This window comes from Stenotrophomonas sp. C3(2023) (assembly GCF_032911385.1).
GTDB lineage: Bacteria > Pseudomonadota > Gammaproteobacteria > Xanthomonadales > Xanthomonadaceae > Stenotrophomonas.
Map to the genome: position 1 here is coordinate 2,918,716 of NZ_JAWJLO010000001.1, position 17,163 is coordinate 2,935,878.

The 17,163-nt window shown below is 69.9% G+C and carries 5 protein-coding genes; all 5 read right to left on the bottom strand.

The window, feature by feature from the left end:
• Positions 1 to 57: 57 nt before the first annotated feature.
• Positions 58 to 1,962, bottom strand: a complete 1,905-nt coding sequence (locus RZA67_RS13065) for a S8 family serine peptidase (RefSeq protein ID WP_317214017.1) — start codon at positions 1,960 to 1,962, stop codon at positions 58 to 60.
• A gap of 161 nt (positions 1,963 to 2,123) precedes the next feature.
• Positions 2,124 to 10,487 carry an ESPR-type extended signal peptide-containing protein gene (locus tag RZA67_RS13070; protein ID WP_317213155.1) on the bottom strand — a complete coding sequence of 2,788 codons (8,364 nt, stop codon included), beginning with the start codon at positions 10,485 to 10,487 and terminating at the stop codon, positions 2,124 to 2,126.
• Positions 10,488 to 11,286: 799 nt separating this feature from the next.
• Complete coding sequence (purL, locus tag RZA67_RS13075; protein ID WP_317213156.1) at positions 11,287 to 15,168, bottom strand: phosphoribosylformylglycinamidine synthase; 3,882 nt, start codon at positions 15,166 to 15,168, stop codon at positions 11,287 to 11,289.
• Positions 15,169 to 15,292: 124 nt separating this feature from the next.
• Positions 15,293 to 16,084 carry a DsbC family protein gene (locus tag RZA67_RS13080; RefSeq protein WP_317213157.1) on the bottom strand — a complete coding sequence of 264 codons (792 nt, stop codon included), beginning with the start codon at positions 16,082 to 16,084 and terminating at the stop codon, positions 15,293 to 15,295.
• Between the two features lie 81 nt (positions 16,085 to 16,165).
• The gene (gene xerD, locus RZA67_RS13085) at positions 16,166 to 17,143 is read right to left on the bottom strand and encodes a site-specific tyrosine recombinase XerD (protein WP_317213158.1); all 978 of its coding nucleotides are present in this window, start codon (positions 17,141 to 17,143) and stop codon (positions 16,166 to 16,168) included.
• Positions 17,144 to 17,163: the final 20 nt, after the last annotated feature.

Here is a 17,163-nt window from a genome sequence, read left to right on the forward strand (position 1 = left end):
GTGAAGACGACACTGGCCCGCCGGCATGCAGCCGGCGGGCCAGCGCAGTGGCCTGCCTTACTGGGTCGCCATCAGGCTGACGCCGCTGTAGGCCGCCTCACCCACCACGCGGACGTAGTAGGTGCCTGCCACCGGCGCGGTGAAGCGCACCGACTCGGCATTGCCGGCACGGGTCGACCTGGCATCGTGCGCCGCAGCGGTGGGCTCCTGCCCGGCGCTCACATACAGCGAGATGTTGCCGGTACCACCGTAGGTGACGAAGCTGACCGGCTTGCCAGCGGCGGCTTCGAAGCTGTACAGCGTGCCGCTGCCGGCAGCACCGCTCAGCCCACCCAGCGCCACCTTGTTGGTCAGCGCGATGGCACTGGGACCGCAGTCTTCGGTGCACGGCTCGGCCAGGGCAAGGTCGAGTGCGGCCTTGGCATCGACGATGCCGGTGCCGATCGGGGTGGCGGCGGGAATGGCCACCGGGAACCGACGTGCCGAGTCCTTCAGCAACTGGCGCAGTGCCACCGGAGTCAGCGGCTGCTTGCCTTCGGCAATCAGCGCGCTCTGCACCAGCGCGGCCACCGCGGCCACGTGCGGCGCCGCCATCGAGGTACCAGCCTTGCCGCCGATGCCGTAGCCGGTGGTGGAACCGGCCGGCGGCGGTGCCGTGGTGCTGCTGGACACCGCCTGCCACACATAGCCGTTCGGGTTGCCTTCGTTGACACCGCCACCCGGGCCGGCCAGGTCCACGCCCGCACCGTAGTTGGAGTAGTAGGCGATGTTGCCGGTGATGCCGGTGGCGCCGACGGCGATCACGCCGCTGCAGTTGGCCGGGCTGGCGTTGGCCACGTTGCCGCCGTCGTTGCCGGCGGCCACCACGACCACGGTGCCGCGGCTGTTGGCAGCGGTGATCGCCTCCTGCTCTTCCGGCGAACAGGCACCGGCACCGCCGAGGCTCATGTTGATGATCTCGGCCGGGTTCTGGTTGGCCGGAATGCCGGGGACATCGCCACCGGAAGCCCAGACGATGGCGTCGACGATGTCGGCCGTGGTGCCGCCGCAGTAACCGAGCACGCGTACCGGCAACACGGTGGACTTGTACGCCAGGCCCGCTACGTCGATACCGTTGTTGGTCGCCTCGGCAATCGTGCCGGCAACGTGGGTGCCGTGCCAGGAGCTGTTGCGCACCGGCTGGCCGTTGTAGCAGTAGTTGGCGGTCGGCATCCAGTCACCGTAGTCGAGCGCACCCGGCACCCGGTCATCGGTGGGGCGGCGGGAAATCTCGGCATGGCTGATGAAGTCGTAGCCTTCCAGCAGGGTGCCAGCAGCAAAGTCCGGATGGTCCGGCAGGATGCCGGTGTCGAGCACGGCGACCACGATGCCCTCGCCCTGTGAGATGTCCCACGCCGCTTCGGCGTTCACACCGCCGACCGGATTGTGGAAATGCCAGTTGTACTGCTGGTAGCGCGGGTCATTGGGAACCAGGTTGGGGGTCACATCGTTGTCGGCGCGTGCTTCCACGGCCCAGCCCGGGCTGGAGGGCGCATCCACGGCGTACATGCGGCGGTTCGGCACCGCGCGCTCGACGCTGGGATCTGCACGCAGCTCGGCAAGCAGCTTGTCCAGGTCGGCGCCGCCGATGCCACGCTTGAGGCTGATCAGGTCCGAACCGGTGGCCAGACGGCGGGTCACCGTCGGCGCAAAGGCGGCGGTGCGCACCGATGCGTTGGCATTGAGCCCAGCCAGCGGAGCACGTGCCAGCGCCGAGTTGACCACCGCCAGTTTGGCCGAGGCATCACGCGAAGCCGCACTGCCGGCTCGGTACTTGACGATGATGCCGTCGACCTGGGCCGTGGCCGGGCCGGAGATCGGCCCGGTCGCCCTGGGCTCGGCAGCATGCACAAGACCGGTGCCGCACAGCGACAGCATGGCCACGGCCAGCACGTTGGTGCGGAGGTTCTGCTTGTTGATCACGTCGAAATCCTCTTCTGGGTAGATGTTGGAACCACCATCGGCCATCACTCCTTGCGACTACCCCTGGCCGGCCCAGCCAGGGTTGCCGTGACCCGCCCCCTCAGGCCTCTCACGAGTACGCGGTGCCGGTGCCTGCAACTGCAGGCACCGGCGTTGTCCACTTACCAGCCAAAGCCGGCGCCGACGCCGACCGAGCTGTCATCACTGCTGAACGCACCACCGAGGGTCACCGTGGCGCGGTCGCTGAGCGCACGCTGGTAGCCCAGCGACAACGCCGACTCTCCGCCCTGGAAACCGACACCGACGCCGACGCGGTTCTGCGTGCGGATGCCGGCAGCACTGGTGGCCATGTTGAGCATGGCCGCGCTCATCGCCCCCTGACGGTCGATGCGGCGGTCCATGTGCCGCAGGCGGCCGTCCACTTCGCCCTTGAAGATGTCGAAGCTGTCGGCCACCGCCTGCACGCGGGTGTCGGTATACCCGTTCGCCGTGGCCACGCCCTGGTCCAGCTGGCCCTTGTTGACCGCATCGGTGGCCTGTACACCGGCGGCCACGTTGGTGACCTGGCGTTCATTGCCGACGCTGCCAACCGAGACCGTGTCGGCACGGTCGGCCACCGAGCCCTGCCCCAGCGCCACCGAATTGGCCGCCGTGGCCGTGGCACCCTGGCCGACGGCGGTGGCGGAGGCGCCGCTGGCCACCGCACCATCGCCGATGCTGACCGCATCGACCGGTGCCACCGCCACCTGCGCGGTGCCCACCTTGGCGGCGGTCGGCGTGCCGGAAACGCGGGCATCACTGACCGGCGCGGCCTCGGCCGTCACCGCTGCCGGTGCCGCCGCCATCGCCATGCGCGACCGGCTGGCCACCGTGGCGGTGCCGCCGCTTCCTTCGGCCAGCTCGGTGACCTTGCGGTCGAGCGCGCCCAGTGCATCGCCGACGTTGCTGTAGCTGCTGCCCTGGATCACGTAGTTGGGCGCCACGAACACGCCCTGCAGGCCCACACTGGCCCCGCCGCCGAGGAAGCTGGCGATGTCGGTGAGCGACTGGAACAGCTGGCCGCCGTTGACCGCCTGACGGCTGCCACTGGCAATGCTGCCAGCGGCCACGTTGTCCAGCCGGGTGCCGTCCAGACCGGAAAGGGTCAGCGACTCGCGGTTGGCATCGTCATAGGCCACCGCATTGGCCGCTGCCGATTCGACGCTGCCGATGCGGTTGTCGAAGTCGCCCACCCGCGTCTCCACACTGCTCACGCGCTGGTTGGTGACATTGAGCTGCGAGCCGGTGACCGCATCGGTGCTGCCAGCGGCGATGCGCCCGTCGGCCACGTTGACGATGCGGCGCGTGGCCGGTCCGTTGCTGCCGTTGCCACCGCCCACCGACACCACGTTGGCCTCCACCGCCCGCGCGCCGGCGCCGAGCGCCACCGAGTTCGCACCGGATACCCCCGCCGAAGCGCCGATGGCGATGCTGTTGGCCCCGTTGCTGGCAAACGCGCCGTTGCCGATGGCCACGCCGTTGCTGGCGTTGGTCGAGGCCTGGCGTCCAATGGCGGTGCTGTTGGCGCCGCGTGCGGACGCCTCGGCACCCACGGCAGTCGCACCGGTGGCGTTGGCCACGCTGTTGGCGCCCAGCGCGGTGCTGCGCGTCGCACTGGCCTGCGCCGCTGAACCGGCGGCCAGCGCTTCGCTGCCGCTGGCACTGGCCACGCCCTCGCCACTGGCCTGGATGTGCTTGCCGGTGGCTTCGGCGGTGGCCGCCAGTGCCTTGAGCTGGCCGACGTTGGCCGCATCGGTGTCTTCGGTACCCGCCGCGACATGGGTGATCTGACGCTGGGTGGCCGCGTTGCCGACCGAGACCGTGTTGGCACGGCTGGCCTGCGAACCGGTACCGAGCGCCACGCTGTTCACGCCGCTGGCGGTGGTGTTGGCACCCAGGGCCACCGCATCTGCGGCGTCAGCCCAGGCGTTCCAGCCCACGGCGGTGGTCTGCGTATCGGTAGCCCAGGCACCGGCGCCGAAGGCCGCGGCACCGTCACCGCTGGCACGGGCCGCGATCTGCCCACCGGCCGCGCCGCCGACCGCCACGCTTTCGGTACCGCTGGCCTCGGCCTCGATACCCACGGCCACCGCCGAAGTGCCCGCTGCCACCGCGCCGAATCCGACCGCCGTGGTATTGGCCGCGTTGGCCACCGAGCCGTAACCCAGCGCAGTGGACAGCCGGCCGCTGGCCTCGCTGTAACCACCGTAGGCAGCGCTGCCATCGGCGGTGGCCGCCGCGCGGAAGCCGCTGCTGGTGGCCTGCGCACCGCTGGCAAGCGCTTCGGCACCGACCGCGCTGCTGTAGACCCCCGATGCCTCGGCTGCAGTGCCCAGTGCGGTGCTGCTTACGCCGCTGGCCTGGCTGTTGCTGCCCACCGCCACGCTGTCCACGCCGCTGGCCTGCGCAGCGCTGCCCAGCGCCGCCGCGTTGTCGGCGGTGGCCAGCGCGTTGAAGCCCACGGCGGTGGCGTTGCTGGCCACTGCGGTCGCGCCGCTGCCCAGCGCGGTGGTGCCGTCGCCGATCGCATTGCTCGCCTCACCGGCCGCCAGCGCGCTGTCACCCTCGGCCAGTGCACCGGCATCGCTGCTGTCACTGCCGGTTGCCTGGAAATAGCGGCTGGTGGTTTCGGCTGCAGCCGCCACCGCATTGAGCTGGTTCACGTTGACCGCATCGGTGCCTTCGACACCGGCGGCCACATGGGTGATGCCGCGCTCGCTGCCGGCTGCGCCGACCGACACCGTATCTGCTCGGTCGGCCACCGAGCCGGCGCCCAGTGCCACGCTGTTGTCAGCCTGGGCGCGGGCAAAGTAGCCCATCGCAACGCTGTCAGCGCCGGCGGCCGAGGACAACGTGCCGCTGGCAAGGCTGTAGTCGCCGCTGGCACTGGCACCGGCACCGACAGCGGTGGCGGCTTCGCCGGTGGCCTCGGTCTGGATCAGCAGGCCCCACCCCGGGATCAGGTCGACCGGGCCGCCGATGGCGGTGCTGCTGTTGCCGGTGGCCACGGTCTGCGTACCGATCGCGGTGGCGTAGTCGCCGATGGCATTGGCTACCGCACCGAAGGCCGCCGACTGGGCACCCACCGCATGCGCACCGACGCCGAACGAGGACGCGGCAAAGCCGCCCGCCGTGGCACTGGCACCCACCGCAGTACCCCCCACGCCGGCACTGGTGGCGCCGGTATCGACCGGGACGCCACCGCTGGTGATCAGCGCATTGCCCTCTTCATCGACCGCCACGCCACCGACCGCGACGGCGGCCGGTCCGGTGGCCTGCGCATTGTTGCCGAATGCCGCGCTGTTCTGGCCTGCCGCCAGCGCATTGAAGCCCACCGCCGTGGCATTGCTGGCCACAGCGGTGGCGCCGCTGCCGAAGGCCGAGGCACCGTCTGCCAGTGCGTTGCTGGCTTCACCTGCCGCCACTGCATTGGCGCCTGTGGCCAGGGCCCCGGCATCACTGTCGTCGCTGCCGGTGGCCTGGAAATACCGGCCGGTGGTCTCGGCGACCTCGGCCACCGCGTTGAGCTGGTCAAGATTCACCGCGTCGGTGCCTTCGCTGCCAGCGGCAACGTTGGTGACCACGCGCTCGGCGCCGGCGCTGCCCACCGACACACTGTCGGCACGGTCGGCCAGCGAGTCCGCACCCAGCGCGACGCTGTTGGCCGCCTGCGCGATGCTGGCGTTGCCCAGCGCGGTGCTGTTGGTGCCGGCCGACCACGCACCGCCGCCCAGCGCGGTGGAGTAATTGCCGGACGCTTCGGTCGGCAGCAGGCCGAGGAACGCGCCACCGACGGCCACGCTGTTGGTGCCGCTGGCCACACTGCCTTGGCCGGTCGCCGTGCTGTACGCACCGCTGGCCACGGCATCACCGCCCAGCGCCACACTGTTGGATCCGGAAGCGTCGGCGAAGCTGCCCAGCGCGGTGGCGTTGAATGCCGATGCGTTGGCATAGCCGCCCACTGCGGTGCTGTAACCGGCGGTGGCTTCAGCGGCGAAGCCGAAGCTCGCCGCCGTGGTGCCGGCGGCGATGCTTTCGGCACCGACCGCTACCGCACCATCGCCCTGGGCGCTGGCGAAATAGCCTGCCGCAAGCGACTCCACACCCGCTGCTTCGGAGAGGACGCCGCTGGCGGTGCTGCCGTCGCCGCTGGCCACACTGGCCGCACCAAAGGCCGCACTCTGCTCGCCGCTGGCCAGGCTTTCCGCACCGCTGGCGGTGGCGTACTCGGCAGTGGCCTGTGCGTTGGCGCCCTGGGCAAGCGCATTGTCCGCGCTGGCCACCGCATTGAAGCCGACCGCTGCGGCGTTGGTGCCCACCGACGTGGCACCGCTGCCAAGCGCGATGCTGCCATCGCCGATCGCATTGCTGGCTTCGCCGGCAGCCAGCGCGTTTTCACCTTCGACATAGGCACCGGCGTCGCTGGCGTCGCTGCCGTTGGCCTGGAAATAGCGGCCCGCCGCATCGGCCACTGCATTGAGCTGATCCAGGTTCACCGCGTCGGTGCCTTCGCTGCCGGCAGCGACATGGGTGATGACCCGTTCGTTGCCGCTGCTGCCCACCGCGACGCTGCCGGCGCGGGTGGCCTGCGAGCCGGCACCCAGCGCAATGCTGTTGCCAGCCGCTGCAGTGACCGTGGCGCCTGCGCCGAGCGCTATCGCGCTTTCACCCAATGCCTGCGAGTTGGTACCGGCGGCGATGCTGTTGATGCCGTTGCCCAGCGCCTGGTAGCCCAGCGCCACGCTGTAGTCACCGTAGCCGAACGCACCGCGACCAACCGCCGTGGAACTGTTGCCATTGGCCCAGCTGTTGTAGCCGATGGAGGTGGCGCCACTGGCAGCAGCCCATGCCGCCAGACCGAACGCGGAGGCATTGGCACCGGTAGCCCATGCGCCCTGACCGAAGGCACTGGCCCCGGCTGCGGTGGCGAAGCTGTAGCCACCCACCGCCGTGGCGCTGTCACTGCTGGCCCATGCACTGTCACCCAGCGCTACGGCATAGCTGCCGGTGGCCCGCGCTTTGTTGCCGCCAGCAAAACTGTTTTCAGCGGTGGCCTGCGCGCCTGCGCCGAACGCGTTGCTGTCAGCGCCGGTGGCCTGCGCCGCGTTGCCGACCGCTGTGCTGTTGGCCGCGGCGGTGGTGCCGGTCAGCAGCGGGCTGCCATCGGTGTCCACCAGCGGCTGGTTGTACTCGTCATAGGCCTGCCCCAGGCCACCGATGGCCACACTGCCATCGCCCTGCGCCGAGGTGTTGCGGCCCACTGCCACCGCGTCGTCACCGAAGGCGGCCGCACCGGCGCCCTGTGCCACCGCACCGGCGCCGATGGCATTGCTGGCCGAACCGGCCGCCAGCGCACCTTCGCCGTCGGCGAAGGCGCCAACATCGCTGCCCTCCTCGCCGATCGCAGCAAAGTAGCGCGCACCGCCCACGGCACTGGCTGCGACGGCGTCGAGCTGCGCCTTGTTTACGGCATCGGTGGCTGCACTGCCGGCGGCCACGTGGGTCAGCTGGCGCTCGCTGCCCACTGCACCGATGGAGACACTGTTGGCACGTTCGGCTTCCGAGCCCGCCCCCAGCGCCACACTGTTGCTGGCCACCGCATAGGCGTTCGCACCCAGCGCCAATGCGTTTTCCGCATCGGCCCAGGAGTTCCAGCCGATGGCCGTGCTGTAGGCCTCGGTGGCCCATGCACCCGCGCCGAGCGCGGTGGCACCGCTGCCGGCGGCCTGCGCCGCGTAAAGCCCGCCGGCCGAGCCGCCGACGGCCACGCTTTCGGCACCGGTAGCCTCGCTGTTCAACCCGACCGCCACCGCCGAGGTACCGGCCGCACTGGCGCCGAAGCCAACAGCGGTGGTGTTGGCGCCGGTCGCCGCCGCGCTGTAGCCCAGCGCGGTGGACAGCCGCCCACTGGCCTCGCTGTAGCCGCCGTAGGCCGAGCTGCCATCGGCCGAGGCCAGCGAACGGAACCCGCTGCTGGTGGACTGCGCTCCGCTGGCGACCGCCTCGGCGCCCAGTGCGCTGCTGTAGACGCCGCTGGCCTCCGCTGCGGTACCCAGTGCCGTGCTGCTGACCCCGCTGGCTGCGCTGTTGCTGCCAGCGGCAAGGCTGTCCTCGCCGGTGGCCTGCGCGCTGTCGCCCAGCGCAGCCGCGCTCGCGCCGCTGGCCAAGGCGTTGTAGCCGACCGCGGTGGCATTGTCGGCGACCCCGGTGGCGCCGCTGCCCAGTGCCGAGGCGCCGTCGGCCAGCGCGTTGGCGGCCTCGCCGATGGCCACTGCGTTTTCGCCCGCGGCCAGGGCACCGGCGCTGCTGTCATCGCTGCCGCTGGCCTGGAAATAGGTGCTGGTGGTCTGTGCCACCTCACCGACTGCATCGAGCTGCGCCTTGTTCACCGCGTCGGTGGCTTCGGTACCGGCAGCCACGTGGGTCACCTGGCGCTCGTTGCCATCGCTGCCCACCGCCACGGTGTTGTCGCGCACCGCCTCGGAGTTGGCGCCCAGCGCCACGCTGTTGCTGCCGCGTGCGGTGGCGTAGTAACCCACCGCCGTGCTCTGCGCGCCGCTGGCCCAGCTCTGCGCGCCCAGCGCGCTGGACTGCTGGCCGGGGGCGTAGGCGAAGTAACCCACGGCGACGGACTCATCGCCAGCGGCTTCGGTCAGCGTGCCGGTCGCGGTGCTGTTGTCACCACTGGCAATCGCGCCGGCGCCGACGGCGGTGGCGGCCTCACCGCTGGCCTGGGTCTGCACGAAGAAGCCAAGGCCGGGCAGCAGGTCGGCCGGACCGCCGATGGCCGTGCTGCTGGTGCCGGTGGCCACCGTCTGCGTGCCGACGGCGGTGGAGTAGTCGCCGATCGCATTGGACACCGCGCCCAGTGCGGCCGACTGCGCGCCTGCCGCGTAGGCGCCAACCCCGTAGGACGAAGCGGCAAACCCGCTGGCTTCAGCACTGGCACCGACAGCGGTGCCGCCGATGCCGGCGCTGGTCGCACCGGTGTCCACCGCCACGCCGCCATTGGTGATCAGCGCATTGCCGTCAGCATCCACGGCCACGCCGCCCACTGCGACCGCGGCCGGACCCAGCGCCTGCGCGTTGTTACCCAGCGCGGCGCTGTTCTGTCCGGCCGCCACCGCATTGAAGCCGACCGCCGTGGACTGGCCGCCTACGGCCGTGGCACCGCTGCCCAGCGCTGACGCGCCATCGGCCAGCGCGTTGGCGGCCTCGCCGATGGCCACTGCGTTCTCGCCGGCGGCCAGAGCACCGGCGCTGCTGTCGTCGCTGCCGGTGGCCTGGAAATACGTACTGGTGTTCTGTGCGACCTCGGCCACTGCATTGAGCTGGCCGACGTTCACCGCATCGGTATCCTCGGTGCCTGCGGCCACACTGGTGATCTGACGGGTGAGCCCGTATTCCACATCGCCCACCGAAACCGTGTTGACGCGCTCGGCGTAGGAGCCTGCACCCAGTGCCACGCTGCCGGTGGCCACCGCGCCTGCATTGGCGCCCAGCGCGGCGCTGTAGTCGGCGGTGGCGATGCTGAAGGCACCGACTGCAACCGAGGCTTCGCCACCACTGCCGGCGCCACGACCGACCGAGGTGCTGCCCTCGCCGACCGCCAGCGCACCGGCGCCCACCGCAGTGGCACCGTCATTGCGTGCTTCGGACAAGGCCCCCAGCGCGGTTGCCGCGCCGTTGGCGCTCTCGGCCGATGCGTGCGCCCCGAGTGCGGTATCGCCCAGCCCGTAAGCCGAGGCGCTCTGCCCCACCGCAACCGCGGCATCACCGAAGGCTGTCGCCGCCTGGCCGAAGGCGCTGGCGCCGATACCACCAGCGATCGCTTCAGTGCCGATCGCCGTGGTGGCGTTGGCCAGCGCCTGCGCGCTGCTGCCGGCCGCCAGCGCGCCTGCGCCATCGATCACCGCCGCATCGCTGTCATCGCCATTGCCATCGGCCTTGAAGTAGCGACGGCCCTCTGCTGCCGCACGCGCGATGGCCTGCGCCTGCGCGGCATTGGCCGCATCCAGCTGCGCCTTGTTGATCGCATCAGTGGCGGTCACCCCCGCCGCCACGTTGGTGATCTGCCGCTCGCTGCCTGCTGCGCCGACCGAGACCGTGTTGGCGCGGTTGGCGCGCGAACCCGCGCCCAGTGCCACGCTGTTGGCCGCACTGGCGGTGCTGCCACTGCCGATGGCCACCGCGTTGCTGCCCGACGCATTGGCGCTGCCATCGACCACGCAGTGGTCAACCAGCCCACTGTTCAACACCACGCAGTTGGCATTGCCACCGATCTCGACCGACTGCGCTTGCACAGCCGGCGTTGTCACGCCCCACCCCAGTGCCGCAATGATCGCCGCTCCCAGCAGCCCCGGAACCAGCCGCGGCTGACGGCGTTGGTCGGTGAGGCTGCCCGGCTGGTCCGAACTAGCCAGCTCCGATGCCACAACCAGCTGACCGAGTGCTTTGTTCCAGACCTTGCGATAAATCCGATTCATCGATACGACTCCTGTTTTGGCTGGTAGTGGCTGGCTTTGGGCAAAGCGACGCCAGCGCCGGGCGCATGGGCCCAACGTCCCCGAGGGGCGTGGTTTCGAGTGATTTACTGCGTTTGCCGGACGGCGGGCAGGTATCCAACAGCGGTGCGCGCAATCCTGCGGGAACGACTGACTGAACAGAAATGGAATGAGCGTTCAGTGTTAACGCGATTAGCTGAAAGCGTCAACAACTTGACGCGTGAAACTTCCCGAACGTGACGCACACCCCACTTCGGCTCGTTCATGTGAAGGCACGCTTTAGACGGCGTGATCGCGACATTAAGCCAAGATCGGCACAGTTACCCAAGCGTTACATGCTTTTCGCGCGCACCGCCTCGGTGCTGGTTGCAGGGTCGATGACCATCAACCTACGGCCACGTATTGACGCATGCGCGAGCGCGCGCGTGCCGAGGCGCTGTTTTTGTTCCAGTCACCATGAACTATGTGCGCAGCTGGCTGGCCCCAGCGAAGAGCGTGATGACCAACGGTCATCACCTACCGAAAGCAGGAGCGTCAGCGCTGTCAGTGTCCGTCAATGGGGATTGTCGCGGGCGGGCCGGTGCGGGTGTGCGGGGGCGTGGAGCGCCAAGGGCCCGCCCAACGCAGAACAGCGCAGAGCCGACGCTCTGCGCTGTTGCGGTTGCTGTTTGCTTGCCTGCGCTGCCGGGCAGAGCCCGGCACTACGTAGGCCTGTGTTGCCGGGCAGAGCCCGGCACTACGTACGCATGCGGGGTGCGGGGGCGCAGCCCCCGCAGAACACTCAACCGCACCAGACCCGGGCATTGCGGAACATCCGCAACCACGGTGAATCCCCCTGCCACTCAGCCGGCGCCCAGCTCATGTTCAACGCCCGCGGCGTCCGCTCCGGGTGCGGCATCATGATCGTGACCCGCCCATCATCGCTGGTCAGCCCGGTGATACCGTCTGGCGAACCGTTCGGGTTCAGCGGGTACTGGCTGGCGACGTTGCCATCGCCATCCACGTAACGCAGCGACACCCGGGCCGCCGCCTGGTCCACCGCACTGCCGAACACCGCGCGACCCTCACCATGCGCCACCGCCACCGGCAGGCGCGAGCCGGCCATCCCACGCAGCAGGATCGACGGCGACTCCACCACCTCCAGCAACGCCGTGCGCGCCTCGAACTGCTCGCTGGCATTGCGGCGGAACTGCGGCCAGTGCTCGGCGCCCGGGATGATGTCCTTCAGCTGGCTGATCATCTGGCAACCGTTGCACACACCCAGCGCAAAGCTGTCCTGGCGCGCAAAGAAGGCCGCGAACGCATCACGCAGCGCACTGCGCTCCAGTACCGAGGTCGCCCAGCCGCGGCCGGCGCCCAGCACGTCGCCGTAGCTGAAGCCACCGCAGGCCACCAGGCCATTGAAGTCGGCCAGCGACACCCGCCCTTCCACCAGATCACTCATGTGCACATCGAACGAGCGGAAGCCCGCACGTTCGAACACATTGGCCATCTCGATCTGACCGTTGACGCCCTGCTCGCGCAGGATCGCCACCTTCGGACGAGCCCCGCTGGCGATGAAGGGCGCGGCCACGTCATCGTCCAGCGCGAAGGCCAGCTTCGGCTTCAGACCCGGCGCGTTGAAGCTGCGCGCCAGCGCATGCTCCTGGTCGGCGCCTTCCGGGTTGTCACGCAGCTTCTGCATGGCATGGGTCACCGACCACCAGGCATCGAACAGCACTTCCCAGCGCCACTCCACCAGGTTCTCGCCGTGCAGCGACACCCGGACCACCGGCGCGGTGGTCGGACGGGCAATGCGCTGCGCACATTCGGTCAAGGCATGGCGTTCGATCAGGTCGGCAAATGCCGCGCGGTCCTCGCGCGCCACCTGCACCACCGCCCCCAGCTCTTCGTTGAACAGGCTGCGGAACGGATCATCGCCCCACGCATCGAGCAGGATCTCCAACCCCATGTGCGAGGTGAACGCCATCTCGCACAGGGTGGCAAACGCACCGCCGTCGCTGCGGTCGTGATACGCGCGCAGCAGGCCAGCCTGGCGCGCATCGCGGATGAGTTCGAAGAAGCTCCGCAGCCGCTGCGGATCATCCAGATCCGGCGCTGCACCGGCGAAGGCCGGCAGATCACTGTGATCGGCATGGACCTGCGCCAGGATCGAACCACCGAGCCGCTGCTTGCCGGCGCCCAGGCCGATCAGCCACAGCTCGCTGTCGATGTCACGCACAAGCAGCGGGGTCAGCTGCTGGCGAACGTCGGCCACCGGTGCGAATGCCGAGATCACCAGCGACACCGGTGACACGCTCTTGTGCGCCTGGCCCTGATCGTGCCACTGCGCCTGCATCGACAGCGAGTCCTTGCCCACCGGGATGCTGATGTCCAGCTGCGGGCACAGCTCCATGCCCACCGCCTTGACCGCGTCGTACAACAGCGCATCTTCACCGGGGTGGCCTGCGGCCGCCATCCAGTTGGCCGACAGCTTCACCGTATCCAGTGCATCGACCGGGGCCGCGCACAGATTGGTGATCGCCTCGCCAACCGCCATGCGCGCCGACGCCGCCGCATCAAGCAGGGCCAGCGGGGTGCGCTCGCCGATCGACATCGCTTCGCCGACCACGTCGTCGAACCCGGCCAGGGTGATGGCAACGTCGGCCACCGGCATCTGCCACGGGCCGACCATCTGCTCGCGCGCGGTCAGACCGCCCACGCTGCGATCGCCGATGGTCACCAGGAAGTTCTTCGAGGCCACCGTCGGATGTGCGAGCACGCGCAGGCCGGCCTCATGCAGGTCCAGGCCACCAGTCTTCAACACCGGCCAGCGCGGCGCCGGCGGATGCGCGGCGTCACGGTGCATCTTCGGTGCCTTGCCGAACAGCACGTCCATCGGCAGATCGATCGGCGCGTCGGCGGGGATGTTGCCCGGGGTCGCGCCGTAGGCAACCACCAGCCGCTCCTCGGCGGTGGCCACGCCGACTGCGGCGAACGGGCAGCGCTCGCGCGCGCAGAGTGCGGCGAACTCGGCAAGACGCTCCTGCGCCACGCCCAGCACATAGCGTTCCTGCGACTCGTTGCACCACAACTGCATCGGCGAGAGCGAGGGATCGTCGGTGGGCACCTTGCCCAGGTCGATCACACCGCCCACGTCCGAGTCGTGCAGCAGCTCGGGAATGGCATTGGACAGACCGCCGGCACCGACGTCGTGGAAGAACTTGATCGGGTTGTTGGTACCCATCGCCACGCAGCGGTCGATCACTTCCTGGCAGCGTCGCTCCATTTCCGGGTTGTCACGCTGCACGCTGGCAAAGTCCAGGTCCTCGGCGCTCTCACCGGAGGCCACCGAACTGGCCGCGCCACCACCCAGCCCGATCAGCATGGCCGGACCGCCCAGCACGATCACCGCATCGCCATCGCCAAGCCGGATCTTGTCCACCTGCACGCGGTCGATCGCGCCCAGACCACCGGCCAGCATGATCGGCTTGTCGTAGGCACGGGTGATGCCACCTTCAGGCAGCTCGAAGCTGCGGAAGTAGCCGAGCAGGTTGGGTCGGCCGAACTCGTTGTTGAACGCGGCGCCGCCCAGCGGGCCGTCCAGCATGATGTCCAGCGCCGGCGCCATGCGCGGGTTCAGCGCGCGCGGCGCTTCCCACGGCTGCGGCAGGGTCGGGATGCGCAGGTGCGAAACCGAGAAGCCGGTCAAGCCAGCCTTGGGCTTGCCGCCACGGCCGGTGGCACCCTCATCGCGGATCTCGCCGCCAGCACCGGTGGACGCACCGGGGAACGGCGCGATCGCGGTCGGGTGATTGTGGGTTTCCACCTTGATCTGGAAGGCGCTGGGCTGCACTGCTTCGCTGCGGTACTCGCCGCTGGCCGGATCGGGGCGATAGCGCGCCGCCGGCAGACCCTCGATCACCGCCGCGTTGTCGCTGTACGCGCTCAGCGTGTGCTGCGGGGTCTGCTGATGGGTGTTCTTGATCATCCGGAACAGCGAACGGTCCTGTTCCTGGCCGTCGATGGTCCAGCTGGCATTGAAGATCTTGTGCCGGCAGTGCTCGGAATTGGCCTGCGCGAACATCATCAGTTCCACGTCCGACGGCCTGCGGCCGAGCTGGCCGAAGCGCTCGCGCAGATAGTCGATCTCGTCCTGTGCCATGGCCAGGCCGAGGCGCTGGTTGGCCGCTTCCAGATCGTCCAGCGCGATACGCTCGAGTTCACCCCGCGCAGGGCTGTCGAACAGCGCCTGGCCCTGTGCCAGCGTCTCCAGCAGCGACTGGGTCATCGGGTCGTGCAGCGCCCTGGCCAGCGCCTGCTGCTGCGCCGGGTCGGCCGGCCAGCCCAGCACGTCGATGCGCATGCCGCGCTCTACCCGGCTGACCGGTTGGCCTGCGCCGCGCACCAGCTCGGTGGCCTTGCTCGACCACGGCGAACGGGTGCCCAGCCGCGGCACCACGAAGCGGCTGGTGGCACCGGCCGCAGCCGGCTCGGACGCGGTGCCCGCCTCGAGAATGCGGCACAGCGTGGCCGTATCGGCCGACGCGCTGCCTTCGGGCTGCAGGAAGTAGACGTGCCAGGCACCGCTGATGCGCAGATCGGGGGCGATGGACTGCAGGCGGGATTCAAGACGTTCGCGGCGGAACGGCGACAGGGCAGGCGCGCCCTCGAGGACCATCATGTCCGGGGAACCGTGGTTGGTAACGGGCCCGCTATTGTACCGGAAGCGTCGGCCCTGCCCTGTGCCGGGCGTCACCCGGCAGGGCGGGACCGGCGGCCCCTGCCCTGCCCAGGCCGTCGCTGCCTCAGCGACTGCCGCCGGCGGCGCGGGCGGCGCTGCGCTCCAGTGCGGCGCGCAGCTGCGCCGGGGGCAGGTAGCCGCCGAGCTGGCTGCCATCCGGGGCGAAAATCGCCGGCGTGCCGTTGACCCCCAGCTGCTGGCCCAACCGGTACTGCATGGCCACCGGGTTGGCGCAGTTGCGCGCCGGCACGGCCTTGCCCTGCTTGGCCGCGGTCAGCGCCTGGCGGCGGTCGCTGGCACACCAGACCGAGATCATGTCGGTGTAGTCCTTGCTGCCCAGCCCCATGCGCGGGAAAGCCAGGTACTCCACGGTGATGCCGTTGCGGTTCAGCTCCGGGATGTCCTGATGCAGGCGCCGGCAGTAACCGCATTCGATGTCGGTGAACACGCTGATGGTGTACTTGGCATTGGGTGCGGCGAACACGATGCGCTCGCCGTGGTTGGCGGTGTCCAGCAGCTTGCGGCGGTAGCCCAGCAGGCCCTCGCTGTTTACCAGCGCCTTGGCCTGGATGTCGTAGGGCTGGGACTGCATCAGGTAGCGGCCGTCGTCGGACACGTACATCACCTGGCCGGTGACCACGACCTCACGGAAGCCCGGGAACGGCGCCGCGCCGATGTAGTCGGGATTGAAGTTCGGGTCCAGCTGCTGCAGGGCGGAGCGCACGTTCTGTTCTGCATTGCCGCTGGCCGCGCGCGGGGCGGAAGCCGCTGCGGCCGGACCGGCAGGCGGGGCCGGCTGCGCGCAGGCGCTCAGGCTGAGGGCACCGAACAGGGCGGCAATGGCAACTCGAAGCATCGGGACATCCGCAGGATCATGAGGAGCGCCGATTCTCGCATATACCCCTTGCCGCGCCGGTGCGCTGCCGTGGCCGACGGTTCAGCCACGCGGGTGATGGCGGGCGTGCAGCTTCTGCAGGTGTTCGCGCGCGACCAGCGTGTAGATCTGCGTGGTGGACAGCGAGCTGTGCCCCAGCAGCATCTGCAGCGCGCGCAGGTCCGCGCCCCGGTTGAGCAGGTGGGTGGCGAAACTGTGCCGCAGCCCGTGCGGGCTGATTCGCTGGGGGTCGATGCCGGCCACCGTCGCGTGCCGCTTGACCAGATGCCAGAAGGCCTGCCGGCTCAGCGGGCGCAGACTGGGCTCGATGAACAGCGGCACCTGGCCATCGGCCGCGGCCGGGACCGGTCGTGACCCGGCCAGCTGCGGCCGCGCCTGCTGCAGGTAGCGCTCGAGCCAGTGCTGGGATTCCTCGCCGAGCGGCACCAGCCGTTCCTTGCTGCCCTTGCCGGTGACGCGCAGCACACCCTGACGCAGGTTGACCGCCGTGGCGGGCAGCCCGACCAGTTCACTCACGCGCAGGCCGGCGGCGTACATCAGCTCGAGCATGGCGCGGTCGCGCAGGCCAAGTGCGTCATCCACCGGCGGCGCGGCCAGCAGGGCGTCGATCTGGCTTTCGGCCAGCGCCTTGGGCAGCAGCCGGGGCAGCCTGGGCGGGTCGAGCAGCGCGGTGGGGTCCTCTTCACGCTGGCCCCGGCGTACCGCGTCGGCGAAGAACGCGCGCAGCGCCGAGAGCAGCCGCGCATTGCTGCGCGGCGACCAGCCATGGCGGGTGCGCCAGGCCAGATAATCGAACAGACCGGCACGGTCGATACCCTCCAGCCCGCCACCGGCACCGTCGCGCCAGCGCGCCAGTCCCTCCAGGTCGCGGCGGTAGCTGTCCAGGCTGGCACGGGCCAGGCCATGTTCGGCCCAGATCGCATCGAGAAAACGGCTGATGGCGCTGGCGTCGGCCGCGCGCAGTTCGGGCAGCTGCTGCACGAGCTGACGGCGCTGGGCCGGGGTGGTGACGGAAGACATGCGCGCAGCATACGAGGCGG